General features: G+C 36.3%; 24 protein-coding genes. 12 read left to right on the top strand and 12 right to left on the bottom strand.

Annotation, left to right across the window (positions count from 1 at the left end; translation table 11 throughout):
- The first annotated feature begins 387 nt into the window (after window positions 1–387).
- Together KYH19_RS04015 and murA are read left to right on the top strand one after the other, a co-directional pair.
- Entirely contained in the window at window positions 388–1,077 is a 690-nt protein-coding gene (locus tag KYH19_RS04015; RefSeq protein WP_132401074.1) for a DUF4290 domain-containing protein, read from the top strand.
- Window positions 1,078–1,157: 80 nt separating this feature from the next.
- Window positions 1,158–2,483, top strand: coding sequence for a UDP-N-acetylglucosamine 1-carboxyvinyltransferase (gene murA, locus KYH19_RS04010; protein WP_147229901.1), 1,326 nt, complete (start codon window positions 1,158–1,160; stop codon window positions 2,481–2,483).
- A 317-nt stretch (window positions 2,484–2,800) separates the two neighbouring features.
- Here murA and KYH19_RS04005 read toward each other — a convergent pair whose 3' ends face one another.
- The 7 genes from KYH19_RS04005 to KYH19_RS03975 all read right to left on the bottom strand — a co-directional run bounded on the left by KYH19_RS04005 (window position 2,801) and on the right by KYH19_RS03975 (window position 9,296).
- Window positions 2,801–4,162: a pyridoxal-phosphate dependent enzyme gene (locus KYH19_RS04005; RefSeq protein ID WP_121282780.1), complete on the bottom strand. Its 1,362-nt coding sequence runs from the start codon at window positions 4,160–4,162 to the stop codon at window positions 2,801–2,803.
- Between the two features lie 210 nt (window positions 4,163–4,372).
- The gene (dprA, locus tag KYH19_RS04000) at window positions 4,373–5,467 is read right to left on the bottom strand and encodes a DNA-processing protein DprA (RefSeq protein ID WP_219077644.1); all 1,095 of its coding nucleotides are present in this window, start codon (window positions 5,465–5,467) and stop codon (window positions 4,373–4,375) included.
- Between the two features lie 51 nt (window positions 5,468–5,518).
- Window positions 5,519–5,785, bottom strand: coding sequence for a hypothetical protein (locus KYH19_RS03995; RefSeq protein ID WP_132401083.1), 267 nt, complete (start codon window positions 5,783–5,785; stop codon window positions 5,519–5,521).
- A gap of 145 nt (window positions 5,786–5,930) precedes the next feature.
- Entirely contained in the window at window positions 5,931–7,472 is a 1,542-nt protein-coding gene (locus KYH19_RS03990; protein ID WP_219077643.1) for a S41 family peptidase, read from the bottom strand.
- 2 nt (window positions 7,473–7,474) lie between these two features.
- A complete protein-coding gene (locus tag KYH19_RS03985) occupies window positions 7,475–8,083 on the bottom strand; it encodes an HAD family hydrolase (RefSeq protein WP_219077642.1) in 609 nt (202 codons plus the stop codon).
- A 1-nt stretch (window position 8,084) separates the two neighbouring features.
- Window positions 8,085–8,564 (bottom strand): hypothetical protein, encoded by a 480-nt coding sequence (locus tag KYH19_RS03980; protein WP_219077641.1) that lies wholly within the window; start codon window positions 8,562–8,564, stop codon window positions 8,085–8,087.
- An 81-nt stretch (window positions 8,565–8,645) separates the two neighbouring features.
- Window positions 8,646–9,296 carry an ABC transporter ATP-binding protein gene (locus KYH19_RS03975; protein ID WP_132401095.1) on the bottom strand — a complete coding sequence of 217 codons (651 nt, stop codon included), beginning with the start codon at window positions 9,294–9,296 and terminating at the stop codon, window positions 8,646–8,648.
- A 359-nt stretch (window positions 9,297–9,655) separates the two neighbouring features.
- Between KYH19_RS03975 and KYH19_RS03970 the strand changes: the two genes are divergently transcribed.
- The 8 genes from KYH19_RS03970 (at window position 9,656) to sucC (ending at window position 16,048) form a co-directional block, all read left to right on the top strand.
- A complete protein-coding gene (locus KYH19_RS03970; RefSeq protein ID WP_255562542.1) occupies window positions 9,656–10,291 on the top strand; it encodes a hypothetical protein in 636 nt (211 codons plus the stop codon).
- 2 nt (window positions 10,292–10,293) lie between these two features.
- Window positions 10,294–10,590 (top strand): transcriptional regulator, encoded by a 297-nt coding sequence (locus KYH19_RS03965; protein WP_132401101.1) that lies wholly within the window; start codon window positions 10,294–10,296, stop codon window positions 10,588–10,590.
- Window positions 10,591–10,637: 47 nt separating this feature from the next.
- On the top strand, window positions 10,638–10,940 hold the full coding sequence (locus tag KYH19_RS03960) for a hypothetical protein (RefSeq protein WP_219077640.1): 303 nt from the start codon (window positions 10,638–10,640) through the stop codon (window positions 10,938–10,940).
- Window positions 10,941–10,959: 19 nt separating this feature from the next.
- Window positions 10,960–12,519, top strand: coding sequence for a DUF4173 domain-containing protein (locus tag KYH19_RS03955; RefSeq protein WP_219077639.1), 1,560 nt, complete (start codon window positions 10,960–10,962; stop codon window positions 12,517–12,519).
- Window positions 12,520–12,657: 138 nt separating this feature from the next.
- The gene (locus KYH19_RS03950; protein WP_219077638.1) at window positions 12,658–13,431 is read left to right on the top strand and encodes a ferritin-like domain-containing protein; all 774 of its coding nucleotides are present in this window, start codon (window positions 12,658–12,660) and stop codon (window positions 13,429–13,431) included.
- Window positions 13,432–13,548: 117 nt separating this feature from the next.
- Window positions 13,549–13,857, top strand: a complete 309-nt coding sequence (locus KYH19_RS03945; protein ID WP_219077637.1) for a hypothetical protein — start codon at window positions 13,549–13,551, stop codon at window positions 13,855–13,857.
- A 108-nt stretch (window positions 13,858–13,965) separates the two neighbouring features.
- A complete protein-coding gene (locus tag KYH19_RS03940; RefSeq protein WP_219077636.1) occupies window positions 13,966–14,664 on the top strand; it encodes a hypothetical protein in 699 nt (232 codons plus the stop codon).
- Window positions 14,665–14,848: 184 nt separating this feature from the next.
- Window positions 14,849–16,048 carry an ADP-forming succinate--CoA ligase subunit beta gene (gene sucC / locus KYH19_RS03935; RefSeq protein ID WP_121282766.1) on the top strand — a complete coding sequence of 400 codons (1,200 nt, stop codon included), beginning with the start codon at window positions 14,849–14,851 and terminating at the stop codon, window positions 16,046–16,048.
- A 362-nt stretch (window positions 16,049–16,410) separates the two neighbouring features.
- On the opposite strand, the gene KYH19_RS03930 is transcribed toward sucC, so the two are convergent.
- Window positions 16,411–16,617, bottom strand: a complete 207-nt coding sequence (locus KYH19_RS03930) for a helix-turn-helix transcriptional regulator (RefSeq protein ID WP_121282765.1) — start codon at window positions 16,615–16,617, stop codon at window positions 16,411–16,413.
- Between the two features lie 4 nt (window positions 16,618–16,621).
- On the bottom strand, window positions 16,622–17,113 hold the full coding sequence (locus KYH19_RS03925) for a DUF2975 domain-containing protein (protein WP_219077635.1): 492 nt from the start codon (window positions 17,111–17,113) through the stop codon (window positions 16,622–16,624).
- Between the two features lie 791 nt (window positions 17,114–17,904).
- On the opposite strand from KYH19_RS03925, the gene KYH19_RS03920 reads away from it, so the two are divergent.
- Together KYH19_RS03920 and KYH19_RS03915 are read left to right on the top strand one after the other, a co-directional pair.
- Window positions 17,905–18,765: an RNA polymerase sigma factor RpoD/SigA gene (locus KYH19_RS03920; protein WP_010601359.1), complete on the top strand. Its 861-nt coding sequence runs from the start codon at window positions 17,905–17,907 to the stop codon at window positions 18,763–18,765.
- Window positions 18,766–19,225: 460 nt separating this feature from the next.
- Window positions 19,226–19,891 (top strand): ATP-binding cassette domain-containing protein, encoded by a 666-nt coding sequence (locus KYH19_RS03915; RefSeq protein ID WP_219077634.1) that lies wholly within the window; start codon window positions 19,226–19,228, stop codon window positions 19,889–19,891.
- 80 nt (window positions 19,892–19,971) lie between these two features.
- Here the strand turns inward: KYH19_RS03915 and KYH19_RS03910 are convergent, their stop codons facing one another.
- From KYH19_RS03910 to clpP, 3 genes are all read right to left on the bottom strand, one after another.
- Window positions 19,972–20,835 carry an AMP nucleosidase gene (locus tag KYH19_RS03910; protein ID WP_193424865.1) on the bottom strand — a complete coding sequence of 288 codons (864 nt, stop codon included), beginning with the start codon at window positions 20,833–20,835 and terminating at the stop codon, window positions 19,972–19,974.
- 94 nt (window positions 20,836–20,929) lie between these two features.
- On the bottom strand, window positions 20,930–22,198 hold the full coding sequence (clpX, locus tag KYH19_RS03905; RefSeq protein WP_370630282.1) for an ATP-dependent Clp protease ATP-binding subunit ClpX: 1,269 nt from the start codon (window positions 22,196–22,198) through the stop codon (window positions 20,930–20,932).
- Complete coding sequence (gene clpP, locus KYH19_RS03900) at window positions 22,152–22,859, bottom strand: ATP-dependent Clp endopeptidase proteolytic subunit ClpP (RefSeq protein WP_025142954.1); 708 nt, start codon at window positions 22,857–22,859, stop codon at window positions 22,152–22,154. The genes clpX and clpP overlap by 47 nt, the downstream gene beginning before the upstream one ends.
- Between the last annotated feature and the right edge of the window lie 40 nt (window positions 22,860–22,899).

The following is a 22,899-nucleotide window of genomic DNA, read 5'->3' as shown; positions in this document are numbered from 1 at the left end:
ACTACTGAACGAACATTTTCAAAAAAAATCGCAACACTTAAATTATCACAATTTAGATAAGCATACTACAAATTAAATAATCTTTAAATAGTTTTCGTTGCAACGGGGATTAGTGAGAGACGCATTTGTAATGCAAATTAAGTGCATAGAAGCGATAGAATCGCTATTCTCTTGCATCCTCGTTACAAACGAGGACGATAGATGATCGCCCCACTTAAAAATTATCACAATTTAGATAAGCCTATCACAAATTAAATAATTTTATTACCTTTGAATATATAAAACGAAAATCTGGCAATAGACATTTCGGTGAATTCATAACCTAAACTCCTCTGGTTATTTCATAATTCGTATCGCCAGAAAATTTATCCATTAATTTATCTGTACATGAATTTTGATTATAATACTACGCGTAGCCATTTAATTTTATCTGAATATGGCCGTAACGTACAAAATATGGTGAAGTATATCTGCGAATTACCCACCATTGAAGAACGTAATAAATATGCCCAGGCGGTAATCGACCTGATGGGTTTTTTGCAACCACATTTGCGTGATGTAGCCGATTTTAAGCATAAACTTTGGGATCACTTACACATTATTTCTGGCTATCAGATTGATGTAGACAGTCCTTACCCTAAGCCATTAATTGAAAATGCTTACATTAAACCAGCGCCACTGGCCTATCCTCAGCAAAGAATTACCTATAAACACTATGGTAAAACGGTTGAAAATCTGATCGAAAAAGCCATGCGCGAAGAAAATGCCGAAATTAAGAAGGCAATGGTTCAGAGCATCGCAAACTTTATGAAAATGGCTTATGTTACCTGGAATAAGGATAATGTAAGCGATGATACCATTATTAAAGATCTAAAATATCTTTCTGGCGGATTGTTATCACTTGATGAAGGTGTTAACCTGGCGAAGGTAGAATTTAGAGCGCAAAATCCTCGTCAAAGCAATAATAACAATAACCGGGGCAGAAGCAACAATAATAACAACAACGGTAAAAACCGTCAGAACAATAATAACAACAATAATCGTCAGCGTAACAACAACAATAAACCTAAATATTAAGGGTGAAGGGTAAAAGGCATAAGATGGAAGGTTAAAAACCGACATCAGTACTTGATACCTGATACTAAATACAAAAAAATATGAACGCATTTGAAATAACAGGCGGAATTAAATTAAAAGGCGAAATCACTCCCCAAGGTGCCAAAAACGAAGCATTACAGATTTTATCTGCAGTATTGCTTACTGAAGAAAAAGTTACCATCAGCAATATCCCTGATATTAAAGACGTAAACAAACTGATCGAGTTATTGGGCGATTTGGGCGTTACTGTTGAACGCATTAATAAAGACACCTATACCTTCGAAGCCAAAAATATCGATTTAAATTTCTTTGAATCTGATACTTTTAAAGCTAAAGGTGGTGGTTTACGTGGTTCGATTATGATTGTAGGACCATTATTGGCACGTTTTGGCAAAGCAGCAATCCCGAAACCAGGTGGTGATAAAATTGGTCGCAGAAGATTGGATACCCACTTTATTGGTTTCGAAAAACTAGGTGCAAAATTCGTTTACGATAGCAAAAAGGCTTTCTTTAACGTTGATGCCACCAATTTACAAGGTGCTTATATTCTATTAGATGAAGCATCGGTAACCGGAACAGCAAACATTGTAATGGCCGCTGTTTTAGCTAAAGGTACCACTACCATTTACAATGCAGCCTGCGAACCCTATTTACAACAACTTTGTAAGATGCTTAACCGCATGGGCGCAAAAATTTCAGGCATAGGCTCAAACCTGCTTACTATTGAAGGTGTTAAAGTATTGGGTGGAACCGAGCACAGAATGCTGCCTGATATGATCGAAATTGGCTCTTTCATTGGTATGGCCGCAATGACAGAATCGGAAATTACCATTAAAGATGTTTGTTACGATGAGCTTGGCGTAATACCAGAGGTTTTCAAAAAACTAGGGATCAAACTAGAGCGTCGTGGCGATGACATTTACGTACCATCGCAAAAACACTACGAAATTGACACCTTTATTGATGGTTCGATTTTAACCATTGCCGATTCGCCATGGCCAGGTTTCACGCCTGATTTATTGAGTATTGTTTTGGTTGTGGCTACACAGGCAAAAGGAAACGTACTCATTCACCAGAAAATGTTCGAGAGCCGTTTGTTCTTCGTGGATAAACTGATTGACATGGGTGCACAAATCATCCTTTGCGATCCGCACCGTGCAACCGTTAATGGTATTGATAAGAAATATAAACTTCGCGGAATCAGTATGACTTCTCCTGATATCAGGGCCGGAGTTTCATTGTTAATTGCAGCTTTATCTGCTGAAGGTAAATCGACCATTTATAACATCGAACAGATTGAACGTGGTTATCAGGATATCGATACCCGTTTACGTGCATTAGGTGCGCAAATTAAGCGTGTAAATGCTGATGCGCCAAGTCACTAAGGTAGAAGGTTTGAAGGTGGAGGGTTTAAGGTAAAACCCAAACCGAAAATAACATAAAGAAAAACGTCCGGGAATAATTACCGGACGTTTTTTATGGTTTTTCGTCATCTCGACTGAAGCGCAGCGAAATGGAGAGATTCTAACTTGACAGATTTCTCGGTTCCGTTGCACTCCACTCGAAAGGACGTATCGAAAGGGATAACTCCTTGAAAGATCCTGAAACAAGTTCAGGAGGACGATCGTAGGAATTACACCATCACCCATTTCACATTTCCCATCTTACACCATCCATCTTACATCATCCATCTTACATCCACTTACCCTGATATCGCATTAATAATATCGTACTGAGTGATGATCTCAATCTTTCCAGATTCATCTTCCACTAAAACTGCTGAGTTTTCTTTATTAATCAACGAAGAAATTTTATCAATCGACGTATTCAAATCTACAAATGGGAAAGTAGCCGTCATAATTTCAGAAATCGGAGCTGATTTTAATCCTGGATTTTCAAGCAAGGCAGATAAAATATCACTTTCAGCAATTTTACCTACAATCATTCCTTGCTGAGTTACCGGAATTTGAGAAATATTCATCGACTTAATGGTATTGATAGCTTCGAGCACTGATTTCTGAGCATCAAGTGTTACAATCTCTGTGTTTTCTTTTTTAGCCAGAATAGATTTGGCAGTTAATTTTTCGTCCTGTAAAAATCCACGTTCACGTAACCAGTCTTCATTATACATTTTACCCATATAACGACTGCCGTGATCATGAAAAATGACTACAACCACATCTTCCGGCTTCAGTTTATCTTTTAACTGAATTAATCCACCAATAGCAGCACCAGCTGAGTTACCTACGAAAATACCCTCTTTGCGTGCAATATCGCGTGTCATTAAAGCAGCATCTTTATCGGTAACCTTTTCGAATAGGTCGATTACATCAAAATTTACGTTTGCCGGAAGGAAATCTTCGCCGATACCTTCTGTGATGTAAGGATAGATTTCATCCTTATCAAATATACCTGTTTCTTTATATTTTTTGAAAACTGAGCCATAGGTATCAATTCCCCAGATTTTAATATCCGGATTTTTTTCTTTCAGATATTTCCCCGTTCCGGAAATGGTTCCGCCTGTACCTACACCAACTACCAGGTGTGTAATTTTACCTTCTGTTTGTGCCCATATCTCAGGACCGGTTTGCTCATAATGCGCCTGTGAGTTGGCTAAATTATCATATTGATTAGGTTTCCATGAATTTGGAACCTCGCGTTCTAAACGCGAAGAAACCGAATAATATGAACGGGGATCTTCCGGTTCAACGTTTGTGGGACAAACGATTACCTCGGCTCCAAAAGCACGTAAAGCATCAACCTTTTCTTTTGATTGTTTATCAGTTGTAGTAAAAATACATTTGTAACCCTTAATAATGGCTGCCATAGCCAGGCCCATACCTGTATTACCTGATGTTCCTTCTATAATTGTACCACCTGGTTTTAATTTACCACTTTTCTCGGCATCCTCAATCATTTTAACCGCCATCCGGTCTTTAATTGAATTACCAGGATTAGTAGTCTCTATTTTCGCCAGAATTGTTCCAGGAACTCCTTTTGTTATTGTATTTAATTTAACTAATGGCGTATTGCCAATCGTTTCTAAAATATTATTGTACCACATATCACAAAATTAAGCAATGGCATTAAGTATTTTACAAACTATATTTTATTTGAAACATAATTTTGATAATCAAAATTAAAAAGAATTTAATTGCATAATCTATAATTATGATAGGCAATATAGATTGATTATTGGGTAAAATGCAATTTCGAAAGTAGATTCGTTTCGACTGTAGTGAAACGGAATAGAGAAATCTAATATCTAGACCCATTACACCAACTTGTAAATTTTCCCTGGTAACGAAACAATAACACCCTGCATCTCTAAGGTGAGGATTACAATGGCCAGTTTACTTTGCTGAATATTCAAGTTTGTGCAAAGTTCATCTATAGAAAGCTGACCATTTTGTAAGGCGCTAATAACCCGTTGCTCATTAGGCGTAAGGCTTAGTTGTAAGGTGGTTTGTTGAACATGATGCTTTACCTTTACCTCATCATCCCAGCCCAGGTAATAAATCAGGTCATTAGCATTCGTGATTAATCCGGCCCTATTGGTCTTGATCAGGAAATTACACCCTTCTGAAAAAACGTCATTTGTTCTACCCGGAAAAGCATACACATCCTTATTATAAGAGTTTGCGATTTCTGCGGTAATCAGGGCTCCACCTTTTATTGACGCTTCAACAACCACGGTAACATCTGCAATGCCGGCAATAATCCGGTTTCTTTGTGGAAAATTAGGCCGGTCAGGATTGGTCAGGATTGGAAATTCAGTGAGCAGGCCTCCATTCAAAACCATTTTCTGAGCAACTGTTTTATGAATTTTTGGATACATCCGGTCTAAACCATGACCAAGTACCCCAACAGTAGGAATATGATTTGCAAGGCATTCTTTATGGGTGGTTACATCAATGCCATAAGCCAGGCCACTAACAATTAAAACATGATATGGCGCTAAAACTTCGCACAATTCCTTACAGAGATTTTTTCCATAACTTGTTGCATTGCGGGTTCCAACAACGCTGATGATACGCTGCTGATTAAAATCAACTGTACCTTTGGAATAAAGCAGGATGGGCGAATCGATACAATTCTTTAACCTTTTAGGATATCTCTTGTCTGAAAAAAACAATACTTCTATCCCGTGTTTTTCAATAAAATCCAATTCTTGCCTGGCCCTGATCAGGGCATCGGTACCACGAATGGCTTCAATTGTTTTTTCTCCAATGCCTGGAATCTGCAAAAGCTGCTTTTTATTTGCCGAAAATATTTGCTCAGCACTTCCACAATAGGCAAGAAGGTTTTTGGCCGTTACCGGTCCAATAGATTTAATAAAGGTTAAGGCAATTTTATGTAGCGTGCTCATAATGTAATAAGGTTAAATAAATTCGGGATGATTTATTTCCTTAAAGCAAGCTTAAAAATCAATGTCAATTAAACTTTTTAACGGAATATGAATATTGTTTTTTAGCTGTATATATTTCTCTGTTACTGCCCAAACGGTGGTATCAACACGTTTAGGGCCGATGGTTGTATTAAAAGTAATGACGGCTTTTGATTTAAATTCATTACCTAACCTTTGCGCTTCATCAAGTTTGGTTTGCAGTTCATGGGAGTGATCTTCCTTAGCATTGATGATATTTAAATAACTGATATGTTCCTTTTCTACAATTTCTATTGGCATGAGTCTCTTTAACGATTAATGTTAAACAAGCTTATCAATTTTTTATAAAAAAAGCAATACTTATTTACTCAAATATTGCAGTAACTATATAAAAAGGGCCAGATTTGAGATACAAAACTGGCCCTTTCAGAAAAAACATTAATAATTATTTAAACTTCAGCTTTCTGGTTTCAACCATTCCTTTAAATTCATGGTCCATTTTACCAGACAAATCTTCAACACGGGTTTTAGATAGTGGTGCGGTACTGCTAATGGCATTGTCTTTCAGTAAAGCAGAGAAATTTCCATTGGCAGAATAGTATAAAGCCTGTGCCAGCATATTTTCTGAGGTATCTCCAAAATCTTTGGTTACATCATCAAAAATATCTTTATCAACAGCCATTCCATCGAAGTAACCACCTTGATTTAATTGATTTTTGGTTTCAAACTGTGGAATATATAAGTCGTTTTTATCAATACGGATAGAGAAAAAGCCAACTGGTTTGCCATAAGTTTTCTTGCCGATCAATTTAACATCGATTACAGGTTTCAAATTATTAATCAACAGCTCACTGGCAGATGCTGTTCCCCCTGTTACGATAAAGTAAACCCTTGTTAAGGCATTAAGCGAACCACGTTTAGCAAAAACCTCCTGGTTTCCGGCTGCAACTGTAGGTTTATAAGAATAATCGAAATACGAATACAAACGGGTAACATTATCGCTGCCTTTAGCATAAAACTTCTGGTTTTGAAGAATTGTAGCTTGATCATCCTGCATGGTTTGTGTCCAGTAAGTGGTATACATTACTTTACCATTTTGTGTAGAAGGTGCAATCAGGTTGGCAAAGGCCTCTGATGTTTGTACCGATCCACCACCATTATACCTTAAATCTACAATTAGTTCGGTAATACCATCTGTAGTAAATTGAGTAAAAGCCTTATCCAGCAAAGGCGCAGAATTTGTTGTAAATGTGTTGAAAACAATATACCCAACTTTTTTAGCACCGATGGTATATGTCCTACTAAATAATATTGGGTTAACATTATATTCAGCCTTAGTTACCGTTACATCCTGAGTGGTCTGATCAGGTTTTAAAACAGTTAAGGCAACAGTAGTACTGGATCCAAAAATCGCATTCACTACATAATTAATACTGGCATCACTAGTATTTATGGTTGAATTACCATTAATTTTTATAATCTGATAGCCTCTTTTTAGTCCCTGACCGGCAGCAGGTGAAGCAGCATACACATATTTAATCCTTAAATCGTTATCTCCTGCAAAAAATACCGAAAATCCAAAATCACCATTCACACCACCTAATTGTCCAGCCACAGAGCCATCATCTATAAAAGAATATTTAGGAGAGGTTGAACGCTCTACATACTCGTATGGTTTGTTTGTTTGCGGATTAATTGCAATCTGAGTCATTGCATACAGCAATTTCTCATTGGATGAAAAAGCTCTTGGATTGAATTTATCGTATGTAGGCAAGCTCTTGTTCCAATAATACGTTTGCTTGGCGTACAGAAAGATGGAGTCTTTAGTGAGTAGTGTCCGATCGCTGGTTGGTGTTTGCAACAGATTGGATTCAACATCTGTATTGGCATCAGGATTATTATTCGATTTTTTACACGATACGGTAAATCCAACCACAATAAGCAAAGCACATAAAAATGCATTTTGCGAAATAAATTTTCTAAGCATATTTATTTGTAAATTTCTAGTGACACAATATACGGCAAATTAATTAATTTAGATTGTTGCTCATCAATTTTATTTGCACCAACAACCAACGCCTGGTTAGGCGATAAATTACTGCTGTTTAGTATGTTCTGAAAAATTTCTGCTTTAGATTGACCAAGTTCTTCAACAAAGTATACGGTTAGATATTGCTCCAGCCCATTCCACTCTGTTTGCCTAATTTTATTAAGTTGTTGCTCAGGGTTGCCCGCCGTTACAATAACGATTTGTTTACGGTCTATTACAAGTTCCTGCATAAATTCGAGCATATTTTTATAAAGCAAAAGCTTTAAAGGCAAGCGGGCATTTTGATGCAGGAGGTCGAAATTATATTTATATTTTGGATCAATGCCGAACTGGTTTGCTGTTTTTTCAAAAAGCTTTTCTGCGCCATTATTTTCATATTCGCTACGCATAAACCCGAGAATGGGCTGTGCGCTTTTCTGCTCAGTGTACTCTATAAACTGGGCAAACAGATAATAAACCTGTAGTAAATAATCTTTCTCTGGAAATAACACATCATCCAATTCAAAAATTACGATTTGCTTATCTTTAACGTATTGGTTTGCATCCATGTTAAATTGTAAAAAGTTTTAAATCATCAGCATTGTTAAAGCCAAAAACCCCATTCAGGTTTGAAGAAGCATTTACAGGAACAAGGCGCTCTTCGGTTGAAAAAATCCAGTCACCATGAATAAACACTGCAAAATGCTGACGAGTAATATTTTCTGTAGTTAAATAGTCAGTAATTACATCAGCATTAGGCAAAAGCACCTGGATTCCATACTCCCCGAAAAGCACTGCTGATTTAGCCAGGGGCAAAACCTCATACTCATGCAAAGGGATAATACAATCTATGGCTTCTGTGATGCAAAAATTTAATAGGATATGGGCAATGCTATCTTTATTGAGTAGCCCCAGCGATGAAAAGGCATAATTTTCAGTAACTATCGCCGGCACATCACCATAATCAGCCAGTAGCACAAAATGACTTGGGAACGCTTTCATCAGCTTCAAAGCCTTGGCATTGTTTCCCCCTGTTATCAGTATTTTCAAGGTATAATGATTGAATGAATAAATTAGTAATTAATGAATGATTAATTGATCGAATGAGTGAATTAGAGAATAATCATAACCTTAGACAATTAAACCGTCTTTCATGCTCACTACACGGTCGCTGGTTTTTGCAAGGTGTTCGTTGTGCGTAACAATTACAAACGTTTGCTGGAAATTATCGCGCAACGTCACAAACAGCTGGTGTAATCCTGCTGCATTTTCAGAGTCTAAATTCCCTGAAGGTTCATCAGCCAATATAATTGAAGGGTTATTGATCAGCGCTCTGGCAATGGCCACCCGTTGCTGCTCACCTCCAGACAGCTGATTGGGCTTATGCTGCCCCCTATCTTTAAGCCCGAACAGATCTAACAGCTCAAGCGCCCTGTTTTCAGCCTGTTTTTTATTGGTTTTGGCAATAAATGCCGGAATACAGATATTTTCGATAGCACTAAATTCGGGCAACAAATGATGGAACTGAAATACAAATCCGATATTCTGATTTCGGAAAGTACTCAACAAATCGCCATTTAATTTATTTATAACCGTACCTTTTAGTTCTACAAATCCTTCATCAGGTTTATCCAATGTTCCTAAAATATGCAACAAAGTACTTTTACCTGCACCAGAAGGCCCAATAATACTTACAATCTCCCCTTTTTGTACTTCAAAATTAACGCCTTTTAAAATTTGCAGATTTCCGTACGATTTTCTTATTCCAGTGGCTTTTAGCATGCCTCAAATTTAGTAAAATGGTTTGTTAGTTCAATAGTTCATTGGCCAAAGGTTTATTGGTTCATAGTTGATGGTTTATTAGTTCATGGTTACTTTTCCAATAGTTTAATCGTTTATTGATTCATGAATAATCGCCTAATAGTTGATTAGCTTACGCTTTAACTGACAATAGTTTATTGCATGTTTCACATTGATTATTAAACAATTACCATTAAATATATCTCTTGAATATTCAGACTATCAGCCATGAACTATGTGACCATTAACCAACTACTAACCTACCATTAACCAAAAAAAAACAAAAAAGATTTGCAGATATCAATTTTCTATTTAACTTTGAAAAACAAAGCACTTTTAAAATGAATAGTCCGGAAGAACAATTGAATACCCTGAAAGATATCAGACAAATGATGGATAGATCATCAAGATTCATTTCTTTAAGTGGATTATCTGGTGTTTTTGCAGGCGTTATCGCTTTAATCGGGGCTTATTTTGCAAATGATGAAATTAACAAATTCATTAACAAACGGGGTTATGGTTATGGTGTAGATGGAGAAATGGACCTGGAGTTTAACCTGATTAAACTTGGTATCTTTGTTTTAGTAATTGCTTTAGCCGGCGGCGTTTTATTTACCTATAGAAAAAGTCAGAAAAACAATCTTCCAATCTGGGATAAAACTTCTAAATCACTTTTAATTAACTTATTTATTCCGCTGTTTGCAGGAGGTTTATTCATCATTGCTTTATTGATTAACCATGCGAATACTTATACCATTATTGCGCCGAGCTGTTTAATTTTTTATGGCCTAGCGCTGATTAACGCCAGTAAATATACTTACAGCGACATTCGCTACCTGGGGCTTTGCGAGGTAATACTTGGATTGATATGCATGTTTTACGTGGGTTATGGCTTAATTTTTTGGGCTTTTGGCTTTGGTGTATTGCACATTGTTTATGGTCTTTTAATGTATTTTAAATATGAGAGAGGTCAGTAAGGATGAAAAACCCAATAGCAGATTTAAATAAAATATTCGATAGCCGGATCAGGTTGGGCGTTATGTCTGTCCTGGTGGTAAATGATGAAATTGGTTTTAACGACCTGAAACAAATGCTCGAATTAACTGATGGCAACCTGGCTTCACATTTGAACACATTAGAGCAGGCCGAGTTTATTAAAGTACACAAAGGTTTTATTGGTAGAAAAACCAGTACCACCTACTCTATTACGGCGTTGGGCAAGCAAGCCTTTAAAGCACATTTAGATGCACTTGAAAAAATGATTAGAAAACTATAAACTATTTTTTTTGAGTATATGCTTTGAAATACAAAGTACTTTTAAAAATGAAAAAACAAGAAATAAAAAGACCTGAACTCATTGAAACTGGCAAATGGATGGCCGTGTGTTCTGCCTCGATTGGCACCATCATACTTTTGGCATACTTTGCGCTAAAAGTTAACGAACTTATGTTCATCGGACTGTTCTACATTTATTTTGCTACCGTAATAAATGGTGTATTTTTCCTCGTCCTCCTCCTCGAATGCTTCAGGCAACAAAACCATTGGCGAAAAATTGCGACTATAATGCTATTCATGCTTCTAAACATTCCCCTAAGCATATTTTATTGCTTTTTAGCCCTAAACTAATCATCAAAACTTTTAAAAAATGAAAAATAAGTCCAACCTCATGTTACTGTCTGTCCTATTGGGCGGCCTGCTGTTTACTTTTCTCTTTTGGGAAGAAAGACTTGCGCTCAATCTGCTTGTTTACAGCATATACCTGTTTGTAAGCACCTTTATTAATCCGGACGTGGTCAAAAGCACCAAACTGAAAATTTACGGCCTGGCACATTTGCTGGCAGCAGTACTGGTAGTCATTAACAATTCCGATTTATCTGTGGCAACTTATTACATCAGCTTACTATTATTTATTGGTTTTGGTCATCATCAACAAATCAGGACCATTTTTACTGCTTTTTTAGCGGCCATTTTACAGATGCTAACAGCGCCGTTTAATGCGATAAAACACCTCAGCCAAATCAGTATTGGCAATGTGAGCCTTAAGCCCGTTTTTACTTTGATTAAATACATTTTCATACCCATCATCATTGTAATCATATTTTCATGCCTTTATGCAGCTGCAAGTGATGTTTTTGCACATTATGCAGAGGCAATCTTAACGAGCATTGGCAACTTTTTAGATAATGTATTTCACTTCTTTTTTAAAGACTTGAATTTTGATCGCATCATACATTTTTGCTTTGGATTGGCTTTAACTGCAGGTTTACTGCTTACATTTTTTGATAAAAGCCTCGAAAAAGCTGAGTTGAAATGTAAAGAGCAACTGATACGGATGAGAAGAAGCTTAGGTCAGAAAACGATATGGTACAATGTGGTAGAAACATTTACCGGCAACTTGCTGACCCGAAAAATGGCACTAAAAACGGAGTACATCGTGGGTATCATTTCGTTCGCCGCACTTAACCTTTTATTGCTAATGTTAAATACCATTGATATTACCACACTTTGGTTTGGCTATGAACCTTCGGGCAATTTTTCGGGAGAACTCCACCAGGGCACGAATTCATTAATTTTCAGTATTGTAATGGCCATGGCTGTAATCCTCTATTATTTTAGGGGGAACTTAAACTTTTACCATAAAAGTAAAACCTTAAGGTTATTGGCCTATACCTGGATGGTTCAGAATTTTATCCTCATCATCTCAGTATTCATCCGCGATGGTTATTATATCGAATTTCATGGCTTAACGCATAAAAGAATCGGTGTTTTGGTATTTGCCACTCTTTGTATTATTGGTTTGGCAACCGTTTATTTTAAAGTAGCCAGACAGAAAACTATATTCTACCTTTTCAAGGTGAATGGGAATATCTGGTTTGCTCTATTATTGACTTTTACGCTCATTAACTGGGATGTCTTAATCGTGAAATATAACCTGAATCATGTTGATGCCGTTGCGATCGATCCCTATTATTTAACCTCTCTGTCAGAAAAAACACTCCCTATTCTTGATAAAAACCGGGCAAAGATCCATCCTTCGAAAAATAACGACTCGGAAATTGCTAAAGTAGACCAGCCGGAAGAAGCATTGATGAGAAAATTAGATCAACGGATTGGCTACTTTAAAGAGCGTTATAGTCAGCAAAGCTGGTTATCATGGAATTTACAGGATTGGAATACGGCAGAATATTTTGGCCTGAATAAATAAAAACCAAATGAATAGACGATATAAAATAATAGCAATGGCGTCAGCATTAATTGCACTAGCGTGGTTCGTTTTGAACCATACTGTTCACAAAATTTTCAACCTACATATCGACTGAAGAATAAATTAATCAGCAATATCATGAAAACACAAAACTCAGCATATTGGACCAATTACTTCTCAAACAACAGCAAAATTAATAGGATCGATTGGACACTTAAACCGGAAATTTCTGATTTAGAAAAACAAAACATACTAAAGTCTCTGCAAGCCTGGCAGCTAGGGGAAACGTCGGAAGGCAAACATTTAATCCATGCATCAAAAAAATATGCAGCAGCAATAAATGATTACGAATACCTAACGGCGGTAAAACTGTTTATAAAGGAAGAGCAAAAACATGGAAATAACTTAGGTATATACCTTGATTTAATTGAAGAAAAAAGAATTAAAAAAAATTGGGGAGACACATTATTCCGGAAAATAAGATACTTCAACACCAACATGGAGCTTTGGACAATCGCAGTAATTACCGTAGAAAGCGCCGCACAAATATTTTACCAGGCACTAAAAGATGCCACAAATTGCACATTGCTCAAACAAATCTGTACTGATATACTAATTGATGAGGCTGCTCACATTACTTTTCAAAGAGAACGTTTGTATATCATTTTTAATCAGAAGAATGCTTTCATGAAATGGATTGCTTATCATGCCTATTCGTGCTTCTTCATCTGTACAAGTTTAGTGGTTTGGCAGGCACATAAAACATTATTTAAAGCAGGTAAGCTTAACTTTTATCGCTATTTAAACAAGATGAAATATAAATTAAGTAAGGTTGCAGGTAGCGCTGTACTTAATGAAAAAGAAAAGCAACAGACACTTTCATTTAAAGAATTAAATCAAAATCTTTTATAATTAACCTCTCGCCTTTGCTAAACTTTTGTTGGATTTGGTTTTCCCGGTGCAATTTAGCACCGGGAAGCAAAGGTTTAATTTTCAACTATTTAAATCATATATTATAATTATAAAACCATGAAAAATCAAGAAACACTTAGCTCAGGCAAACTAAGAATGATCATCATTTTAAGCGTAACGGCATTTTTATTGGCCATTCCACTGGTTGCTATGCAATTTACAAATGAAGTGGATTGGACACTATCCGATTTTGTAACCGCAGGAGTTTTATTGCTCAGCACGGGTTTGGCCATCGAACTGGTGATTAGAAACTTAAAAACCGGCGCGTTAAGAACAATAGTTCTTGTTGTCATTTTGCTTGTGCTATTTCTCATCTGGGCAGAACTGGCGGTGGGTATATTCGGAACACCGTTTGTGGGAAACTAAGATTGTGACGTAACCATCGCTTTATCATTCTGCAAGGTTATATGCCTTGAGAGACAAAATTCACAACAACTTTATTTTTGTTTAAATTACACTCACAAAATTAACGACATGAAAAAAGTAATCACAACAACATTATTAGGCCTAATCATACTTGCTTCAGCCTGTACCGAAGACAGCAAAACCATCTCTACACATGAAACCACTAACACACAAACCAAGAGTCAGCCCAAAATCCAATATGGTTCTCCTATCATTATCAATAAAACAGATATCCTTCTATACCCACTAAAATTAAATGATAATGATGACAACGAAAGCTATAAAAGGGAAGTGAGTACAAATCATTGGAACCTCATCTTTTACAACATTATTTCAGGTAAAAGTGAATTGCTAACAAAAGAAAAGATCATCATTAACCATTTTAGCATTGGCAATTCAGAAAATAGTCCAAATAGTAAAAACACTTTATCTGATCAGTTTATTTATTACAATATTACTGATTCAGACTATGATGGAGATAAAAAATTAACACCTAAAGATCCAAAAAAACTTTACCTCTCTAACCTGCAAGGAAAGTCTTTTACCAGGATATCTCCAAACAATTATGACCTGAGCAGCTGGAAGATTGATGACAAACATGATTTAATATTAATGGATCTAATCAAAGATTCGAATAGTGATAAAGAATTTAACGACAAAGATGAAGTTGAATATTTTGTTTACAACTTGAAAACCGGAGTTTTAAAAGCTGTTTTTGACCAAAAAATTAAAGCTGAAATTAAAAATTTGGCTAAAAAAGTGTTGTAGAACACCTAGAAACCATGCTAGATTTTAAAAATTCAAGATAGTAAGGAGGTTCAAACAAAATAGTCACTGTCCTTACTTCATGCTTTTTCCCGATTAACATAAAACGTTCATTTTCTGAAAAAATCGGCAATTGCTATTTGTTTAAAGGGTTTGAAATTGTAGCTTTGGGCAAATTTTGTAGCAAATGAATATTCACGAATACCAGGGTAAACAAATATTAAAAAGTTTCGGTGTTAACGTTCAAGAAGGAATAGTTGCCGATACTCCTGAGCAAGCTGTTGAGGCTGCTAAGCAACTTAAAATAGATTACAATTCTGACTGGGTTGTAATTAAAGCGCAAATCCATGCTGGTGGTCGCGGTAAAGGTGGTGGTGTTAAATTAGCCAAAAACCTTGAAGAAGTTAAACAACGTGCAACCGATATTATTGGTATGCAACTAGTTACTCCTCAAACCGGCCCAGAAGGTAAATTAGTGAGTAAAATTTTAGTGGCTCAGGATGTTTATTATCCAGGTGCTTCTGAAACCAAAGAGTTCTATATTTCAGTTTTGTTAGATCGTGCAAAAGGTCGCAATATCATCATGTACAGTACCGAAGGTGGTATGGATATCGAAGAAGTTGCCGAACATACGCCACACTTAATTTTCAAAGAAGAAATTGATCCTAAAGTTGGCTTACAAGGTTTCCAGGCCCGTAAAATAGCTTTCAACTTAGGTGTTAGCGGAGCTGCACATAAAGAAATGGTTAAATTTGTAACTGCTTTATACAAAGCTTACGAAGCTACAGATTCTTCAATGTTCGAAATTAACCCGGTATTAAAAACTTCTGATGACAAAGTAATTGCTGTTGATGCTAAAGTTAATTTAGATGAAAACGCATTATTCCGTCACCCTGATTACGCAGCAATGCGCGATGTAACAGAAGAAGATCCAATGGAAGTTGAAGCAAGTGCTAGTAACTTAAACTTCGTTAACCTTGATGGTAACGTAGGTTGTATGGTTAACGGTGCTGGTTTGGCAATGGCAACCATGGATATTATTAAATTGGCTGGTGGTGAACCTGCTAACTTTCTAGACGTTGGTGGAACTGCAAATGCGCAAACAGTTAAAGCAGCTTTCAACATTATTTTGAAAGATCCAAACGTTAAAGCAATTTTGATCAACATTTTCGGTGGTATCGTTCGTTGCGACCGTGTTGCTCAGGGTGTAATTGATGCTTATAAAGAAATTGGTAATATCCCTGTGCCAATTATCTGCCGTTTACAAGGTACAAATGCTGAAGAAGCTAAAAAATTAATCGATGAGTCTGGCTTACAGGTTTACTCAGCAATCGCTTTAAAAGAAGCTGCTGATTTAGTAACTAAAGTATTGGCTGAACAAGCGTAATAAGCATAAAGCAAAAAGACTAAAGCATTAATCATATCGTATAAACCTTTCAGTGAAAACTGGAAGGTTTTTTTATTCCCCTCTTTAGAGGAGTGTCCGCAGGACGGGGTGTTCTTTAAACTATCATTATCAGAAAATCCGATAGATCTAAATCTAATAGCAATTTCATTTAAATGTACTAAGTTGCCTTAGGTGGTCATTTTTTCTGGAAATTTAAGGTTCAGTGCTGATGGCAGACGACAGTCCTGCTATCTCTTCAAGTCCTCGCTGCGCTGTGGGCTTTCCGCTCTATCAGGTTTAATAAGAAAGGTTTGTGGTCCTTGGTCTGATCAAACCTCGCAGGTTTTAAAAACCTGCGAGGTTTACTCTCCTCTAAATTCAAGGATATCGCCAGGTTGGCAATCTAAAACTGCACAGATAGACTCCAAAGTCTCTAAACGGATTGCTTTTGCCTTACCGGTTTTTAATATCGATAAATTAGACATCGTAATCCCTACCCGTTCACTTAATTCGGTTAACGACATTTTACGCCTGGCCAACATTACATCTAAATTTATAATTATAGGCATGGGCTTATATTGTTAAATCGTTTTCTTGTTGTAACTCAATTCCTTTTCTAAATACAAATGCTATTGTTAAAAGAGTTAAACCAAAAATCAATAGCCAAATCTGAAAATCAACATTTTCAATTATCTTAAATACTACATCCTGGCGATTATTTAATTGATTTGCATAAACCATAGCATTGTAAATAAACAGCAGAAATGGAATCATAGTGCAATACCATCCCATACGCGTAAGCCGTCCTGTATTTTCGGTACTAAAAACACTGCCCATCTCTATCGAATTAATAAAACGATAGAGATAAACCAATACCCTTGAGCTAAAGAACATAATGATCAATATAAATAACCCCTGTACTATACCCAATACACCGCCTTTGCCTCCGTCTGTATATCCTTCTTCAAAGCTCTTGGATGCATCTTTAAGCGAAAACAGTATTACGATTAAAAGTGTTGCCAAATAACCCATTTTAATTAACCTAATTTGATTCTGCGTTTTCATAATTATATCGTTAAATCGTTTTCTTCTTTTAGCTGCTTATTCCTAACGAGTATCGCTGAAGCATAAAAAATTAGCAGGGTGATAATGATAAAACTTAAATTTGGGATAAAAACCATTGGCCACACCCGGGTGTAAGAATAAATTATATATTCAACAGTTTCTTTTGGCCAGATAAAGGAGTTGAGTTTCGCCGTTAAACATACTAAAATTACTGTAAGACAAAGTGGAACCCATTTTAAAATATTAAGCCATTTAAGTACCTCATTCTTTTGATCATTTTTTAATGAAGCTTTTAAATACCATTCTAAAAACACAAAAAATAGTGCATAAAAAACTGTAGAAATTAAGTTATAAAGATACTTTGTCCCATTCGCTCTTTCAGAATCCAGGCAGACCAAAAAGTAAAACACAGTTATTACGCCGAGTAATCTGACAAAAAATCTTAGGGCCAAAATCACCCAATAATTGACAGGCACATTTTTTAACCTGAGAAATAGAAATTTAAGAAACGTCATATTTATTTAATTATTTACAAGACAAACATAAAAAATTAATTATTACAAATCAAAATATATTTATTGATTTACAATAAATAATAATCGAAATACAACTATAACACGATATATTGATCAAAACATGTCAAAAACTTTATTGGAATGATTTTTGTTGTAAGTAAAAGTGTAAAAAACATGTGCAAACGGTAACATTTTCAGCATTTTATCCTTTCGGATTGCCGTACAATTTCGTAACTTTGCACACTTCAATAATTAAAGAGCACACAAAACGTATAAATGAGACAACTCAAGATAACGCAATCCATAACCAACCGTGAAAGTCAGTCGTTAGATAAATACCTACACGAAATTGGTAAAGTAGATTTAATAACAGCAGAAGAGGAAGTAATTTTAGCAAGGAAAATCCGTGAGGGCGATCAGGCCGCATTAGAGCGCTTAACTAAAACCAACTTACGTTTCGTTGTGTCTGTTGCAAAACAATATCAAAATCAAGGTTTAACTTTAGGAGATTTAATTAACGAAGGTAACCTGGGTTTAATTAAAGCGGCAAAACGTTTTGATGAAACTAAAGGTTTCAAGTTCATTTCTTATGCAGTTTGGTGGATCCGTCAATCTATTTTGCAGGCAATTGCCGAGCAAAGCCGTATTGTGCGTTTGCCTTTAAACCAGGTAGGTTCGTTAAGTAAAATCAGCAAAGCGTTTTCTAAACTGGAGCAGGAATACGAACGTGAGCCTTCTCCGGAAGAATTAGCAGATATTTTAGAGACAACTGTAGATAAAATCTCAGATACTTTAAGTAACTCTGGTCGTCACGTATCTATGGATGCTCCTTTTGTACAAGGTGAAGAAAATACATTATTGGATGTATTGGAAAACCATGAGCCAAATACAGATAGTTCATTGATCAATGAATCTTTATCAGAAGAGATTAAACGTTCTTTATCTACCTTAACTGAGAGAGAAAGAGAAATTATCGTTTTATTCTTCGGCTTAGGTTCTAACCACCCACTTTCGTTAGAGGAAATTGGTGAGAAATTTAATTTAACACGCGAGCGCGTTCGTCAGATTAAAGATAAAGCATTACAACGCTTACGTCATACTTCAAGAAGCAAGATCTTAAAATCTTATTTAGGATAAGAGATTAGATTTATACAGTATTAAAAGATCAGCTAAGGCTGGTCTTTTTTTGTTAATAGATTTCTCCGCTACGGTCGAAATGACGATTACCCCCTACCGATCTTTTTTGTTTACAGACAACTAAGTTTATCGTTATGATTTTATATCTTTAAATTATGTCGATTGGTTTACTCAAAAAATCCTTAACTGTATACAAGCCCATTTTTTTATGGAATGTACTGGTTAGCTTACTCACATCGGTATTTTTCATTTTAAATGGCTTTAAGGAGCCAGGGATTTACAGCTTTGCCCTATTCATCAAATTTATTGGCTGGTTATTTTCAATAGCCATCTACTTTATGTTTTATAAATCTACTGCATATTATTTCAAAAATCAGGGCATAGGATTCAGAAAAATCATGACAAACCTGGTTTTATATGATTTAATAGTTTTTATCGGAATTTTAATTGTATCATCAACATGCAGGGACTTTCTATCGACAGTGTTAACCAATCTTTTGCAAACCGCGAAGTATTAAGCAGTGTTTACTTAAACTGTAAAATTGGCGAAGTAGTCGGTTTATTGGGCAGGAATGGATCAGGTAAATCAACCTTATTAAAAATCATTTTTGGAAGCGTCAAAGCGAACTTCAAGTACCTTAATATAAACAACAAAGTATACCAAAAAGGTTACCTATCTAAAAACCTGTCCTATCTGCCTCAAGATAACTTTATCCCAGGCAAGATTTCTATTTTGCAAGCAATTAATACTTTTTGCAAACACGGACAGGCAGAATTAAAGCAAATTGAATTTGTTGCCAGTAATTTAGATGCCAGATTTTACGATCTATCTGGCGGAGAACGAAGGTTTATGGAATGTTTACTAATGATTTATAGTGATGCCGAATATATACTTCTTGATGAACCATTTTCACAATTATCTCCGGTATGGATTGAAGAGTTAAAGAAACACATCAATAGAACAAAAGCATATAAGGGCTTTATTATTACTGATCATTACTATAAGTCTATTCTGGATATTTCTGATAGAATTGTACTGTTGCACAACAAATGTAATTACAACATCGATAATGAAGATGATCTGGTGAAGCATGGCTACTTGCCAGGTTTTAAAACTCAAATATAGGCCAATTACCACCAAGACACTAAACACACTAAGAAAAGTCTTGGCGAGCTTTGAGTCTTTGTGGTCAGCTTAATTACACGCTAAAACAATAAGTGTTTAACCGTTAATCCATTATTAATTAGCTGTTTTAATGAATCGATACCAATGCGCAAGTGCGTTTCTACATATTTTTCGGTCACAGTGCTATCACTTTCTGCCGTTTTAACTCCCTCAGGAATCATAGGTTGATCGGAAACCAAAAGCAATGCACCAGCCGGGATTTTATTCGCAAAGGCCGTGGTAAAAATCGTTGCCGTTTCCATATCTACAGCCATCGCCCTTAAAGTTTTCAAGTATTTCTTAAACTCTTTGTCGTGCTCCCAAACCCTGCGGTTTGTAGTGTAACAGGTTCCTGTCCAATAATCTCTACCATGATCGCGTATAGTAGTAGAAATCGCTTTCTGCAGCGCAAAGGCTGGCAAAGCAGGCACTTCTGCCGGCAGGTAATCATTTGAAGTACCTTCTCCCCTAATGGCCGCAATCGGCAAGATTAAATCGCCCAATTGGTTTTTCTTTTTCAAACCGCCACATTTACCCAAAAACAAAACTGCTTTAGGTTTAATGGCCGTTAATAGGTCCATCATGGTTGCAGCCAGGGGACTTCCCATACCAAAGTTGATAATTGTAATACCATTTGCGGTAACACTTTGCATAGGCTTATCTAAACCCATAATCGGCGCATTGTCGTTCCACTCCGAAAACATACTTACATATTTACTGAAATTAGTCAACAGGATATAATCGCCAAATTGATCTAAGGTCCTGCCAGTATAACGTGGCAACCAGTTTTTAACAATTTCATCTTTCGATTTTAATCCAGATTTAACAGGACTTTCTACTTCTTTTACTTTTTTAGATTTTTCTACAATTTCCTCGTTTTTTTTTACATCTTTTTCTTCGTTCATACTTTTTGGTTTAGAGCCAGGCGCATGGCGCATAGCGTTAACAATACTATATTACAAAAAATCCCTCCCGAATTACGGGAAGGATTTGATTTTTTTAAGCGGCCTGCAACTTTTTAAAGTCGGCCTTTTCAAATTTCTCTATCGCGTAATCGAGATTGATGTGCAACTCCTTGACATCCGTCTGCGTTGGTGTATCAAACATCGCATCCAACATAATCGCTTCGCAGATTGATCTTAAACCACGTGCTCCCAGTTTATATTCCATTGCTTTATCTACAATAAAATTTAAAACATCTTCATCAAAAGTAAGCTTCACGTCTTCGTAAGCAAAAAGCTTAACATATTGCTTGATTAATGAATTCTTAGGTGCGGTTAAAATGTTTCTTAAAGATTCTTTATCTAATGGATTTAAGTGAGAAAGAACTGGTATACGACCAATTAATTCAGGAATTAATCCAAAAGATTTTAAATCCTGAGGTGTAATATACTTATAAAGATTTTTAAGGTCTAAAACTGTCTCATCTTTCTTTACTTTATAACCTACAGCCTGCGTGCGTAAACGGTTGGCAATTTTACGTTCGATACCATCAAATGCCCCACCACAGATAAATAGAATGTTATTCGTATTTACCGTGATCATTTTCTGATCTGGGTGTTTACGTCCGCCCTGAGGTGGAACGTTAACTACCGTACCTTCTAAAATCTTCAATAAAGCTTGCTGAACACCTTCTCCGGATACATCACGGGTGATTGATGGGTTATCACTTTTACGTGCTACCTTATCTACCTCATCGATGTAAACAATACCACGTTCAGCAGCCGTTACATCATAATCAGCTGCCTGAAGCAAACGCGTTAAGATACTCTCTACATCTTCACCTACATAACCAGCTTCTGTTAAAACAGTTGCATCGCAAATACAGAATGGCACATGCAGAATTTTCGCAATGGTTTTAGCCAAAAGCGTTTTACCTGTTCCGGTTTCACCCACCAACATGATATTCGATTTTTCAATCTCAATCTCGTCTTTATCAATTTTTTGATTTAAACGTTTGTAGTGATTGTAAACAGCAACAGAAAGTACCTTTTTAGCATCATCCTGACCAATTACATATTGATCAAGGTGTTGTTTAATTTCAAGAGGCTTTAACAAGTTTATCGCCTCTTGAATATTTTTTGTCCCTTTGGTTCCTAATTCCTGTGCAAGCAACTGATTGGCCTGCGTAACACATTTATCACAGATAAATGCATCCATGCCTTCAATCAGCATTAAAGTTTCATGCTTGCCAGAATGGCAGAACGAGCAACGGGATTCTTTATTTTGTTTCGCCATCTTTCTTTGCGTTTCTCGATAATACTTCATCAACCATACCAAAACCTTTTGCCTCATCGGCAGTCATCCAGTAATCGCGATCTGAAGCTTTCTCTACCCAATCATAAGTTTGACCAGAGTGTTCTGAAATAATATCGTATAATTCTTTTTTTAATTTCAACATTTCTCTTAAGTTGATCTCCATATCAGATGCCACACCTTGTGCACCTCCTGATGGCTGGTGGATCATTACTCTTGAGTGAGGCAATGCAGCACGTTTACCTTTTGCACCTGCCACCAATAAAACGGCTCCCATTGATGCTGCCATACCGGTACAGATGGTTGCTACATCAGGCTGGATATACTGCATGGTATCATAAATACCTAAACCTGCATAAACTGAACCACCTGGCGAGTTAATATAGATCTGAATGTCTCTATCAGCATCTGCAGATTGTAAAAACAACAACTGCGCCTGGATAATGTTGGCATTCTGATCGTAAATGGCATCACCTAAAAAGATAATGCGGTCCATCATTAATCTTGAGAAAACATCCATCTGTGCTACGTTCAACTGGCGTTCTTCAATAATATATGGCGTCATGCTCTTAGGATCCAAATTAGCCTGAGCAATAAATTTATCTACGTGTAAACCGCCAATTCCCTGATGTTTAACGGCAAATTTCCTGAATTCTTGTGAATCTATGTTCATGATTATAGAGTTTGGCGTTTTGCGGTGAGCGTTAAACCCT

Origin of the sequence: Pedobacter sp. D749 (assembly GCF_019317285.1) — a bacterium.
Classification (GTDB): domain Bacteria; phylum Bacteroidota; class Bacteroidia; order Sphingobacteriales; family Sphingobacteriaceae; genus Pedobacter.
This window is presented reverse-complemented; position numbering and strand designations above follow the sequence as displayed.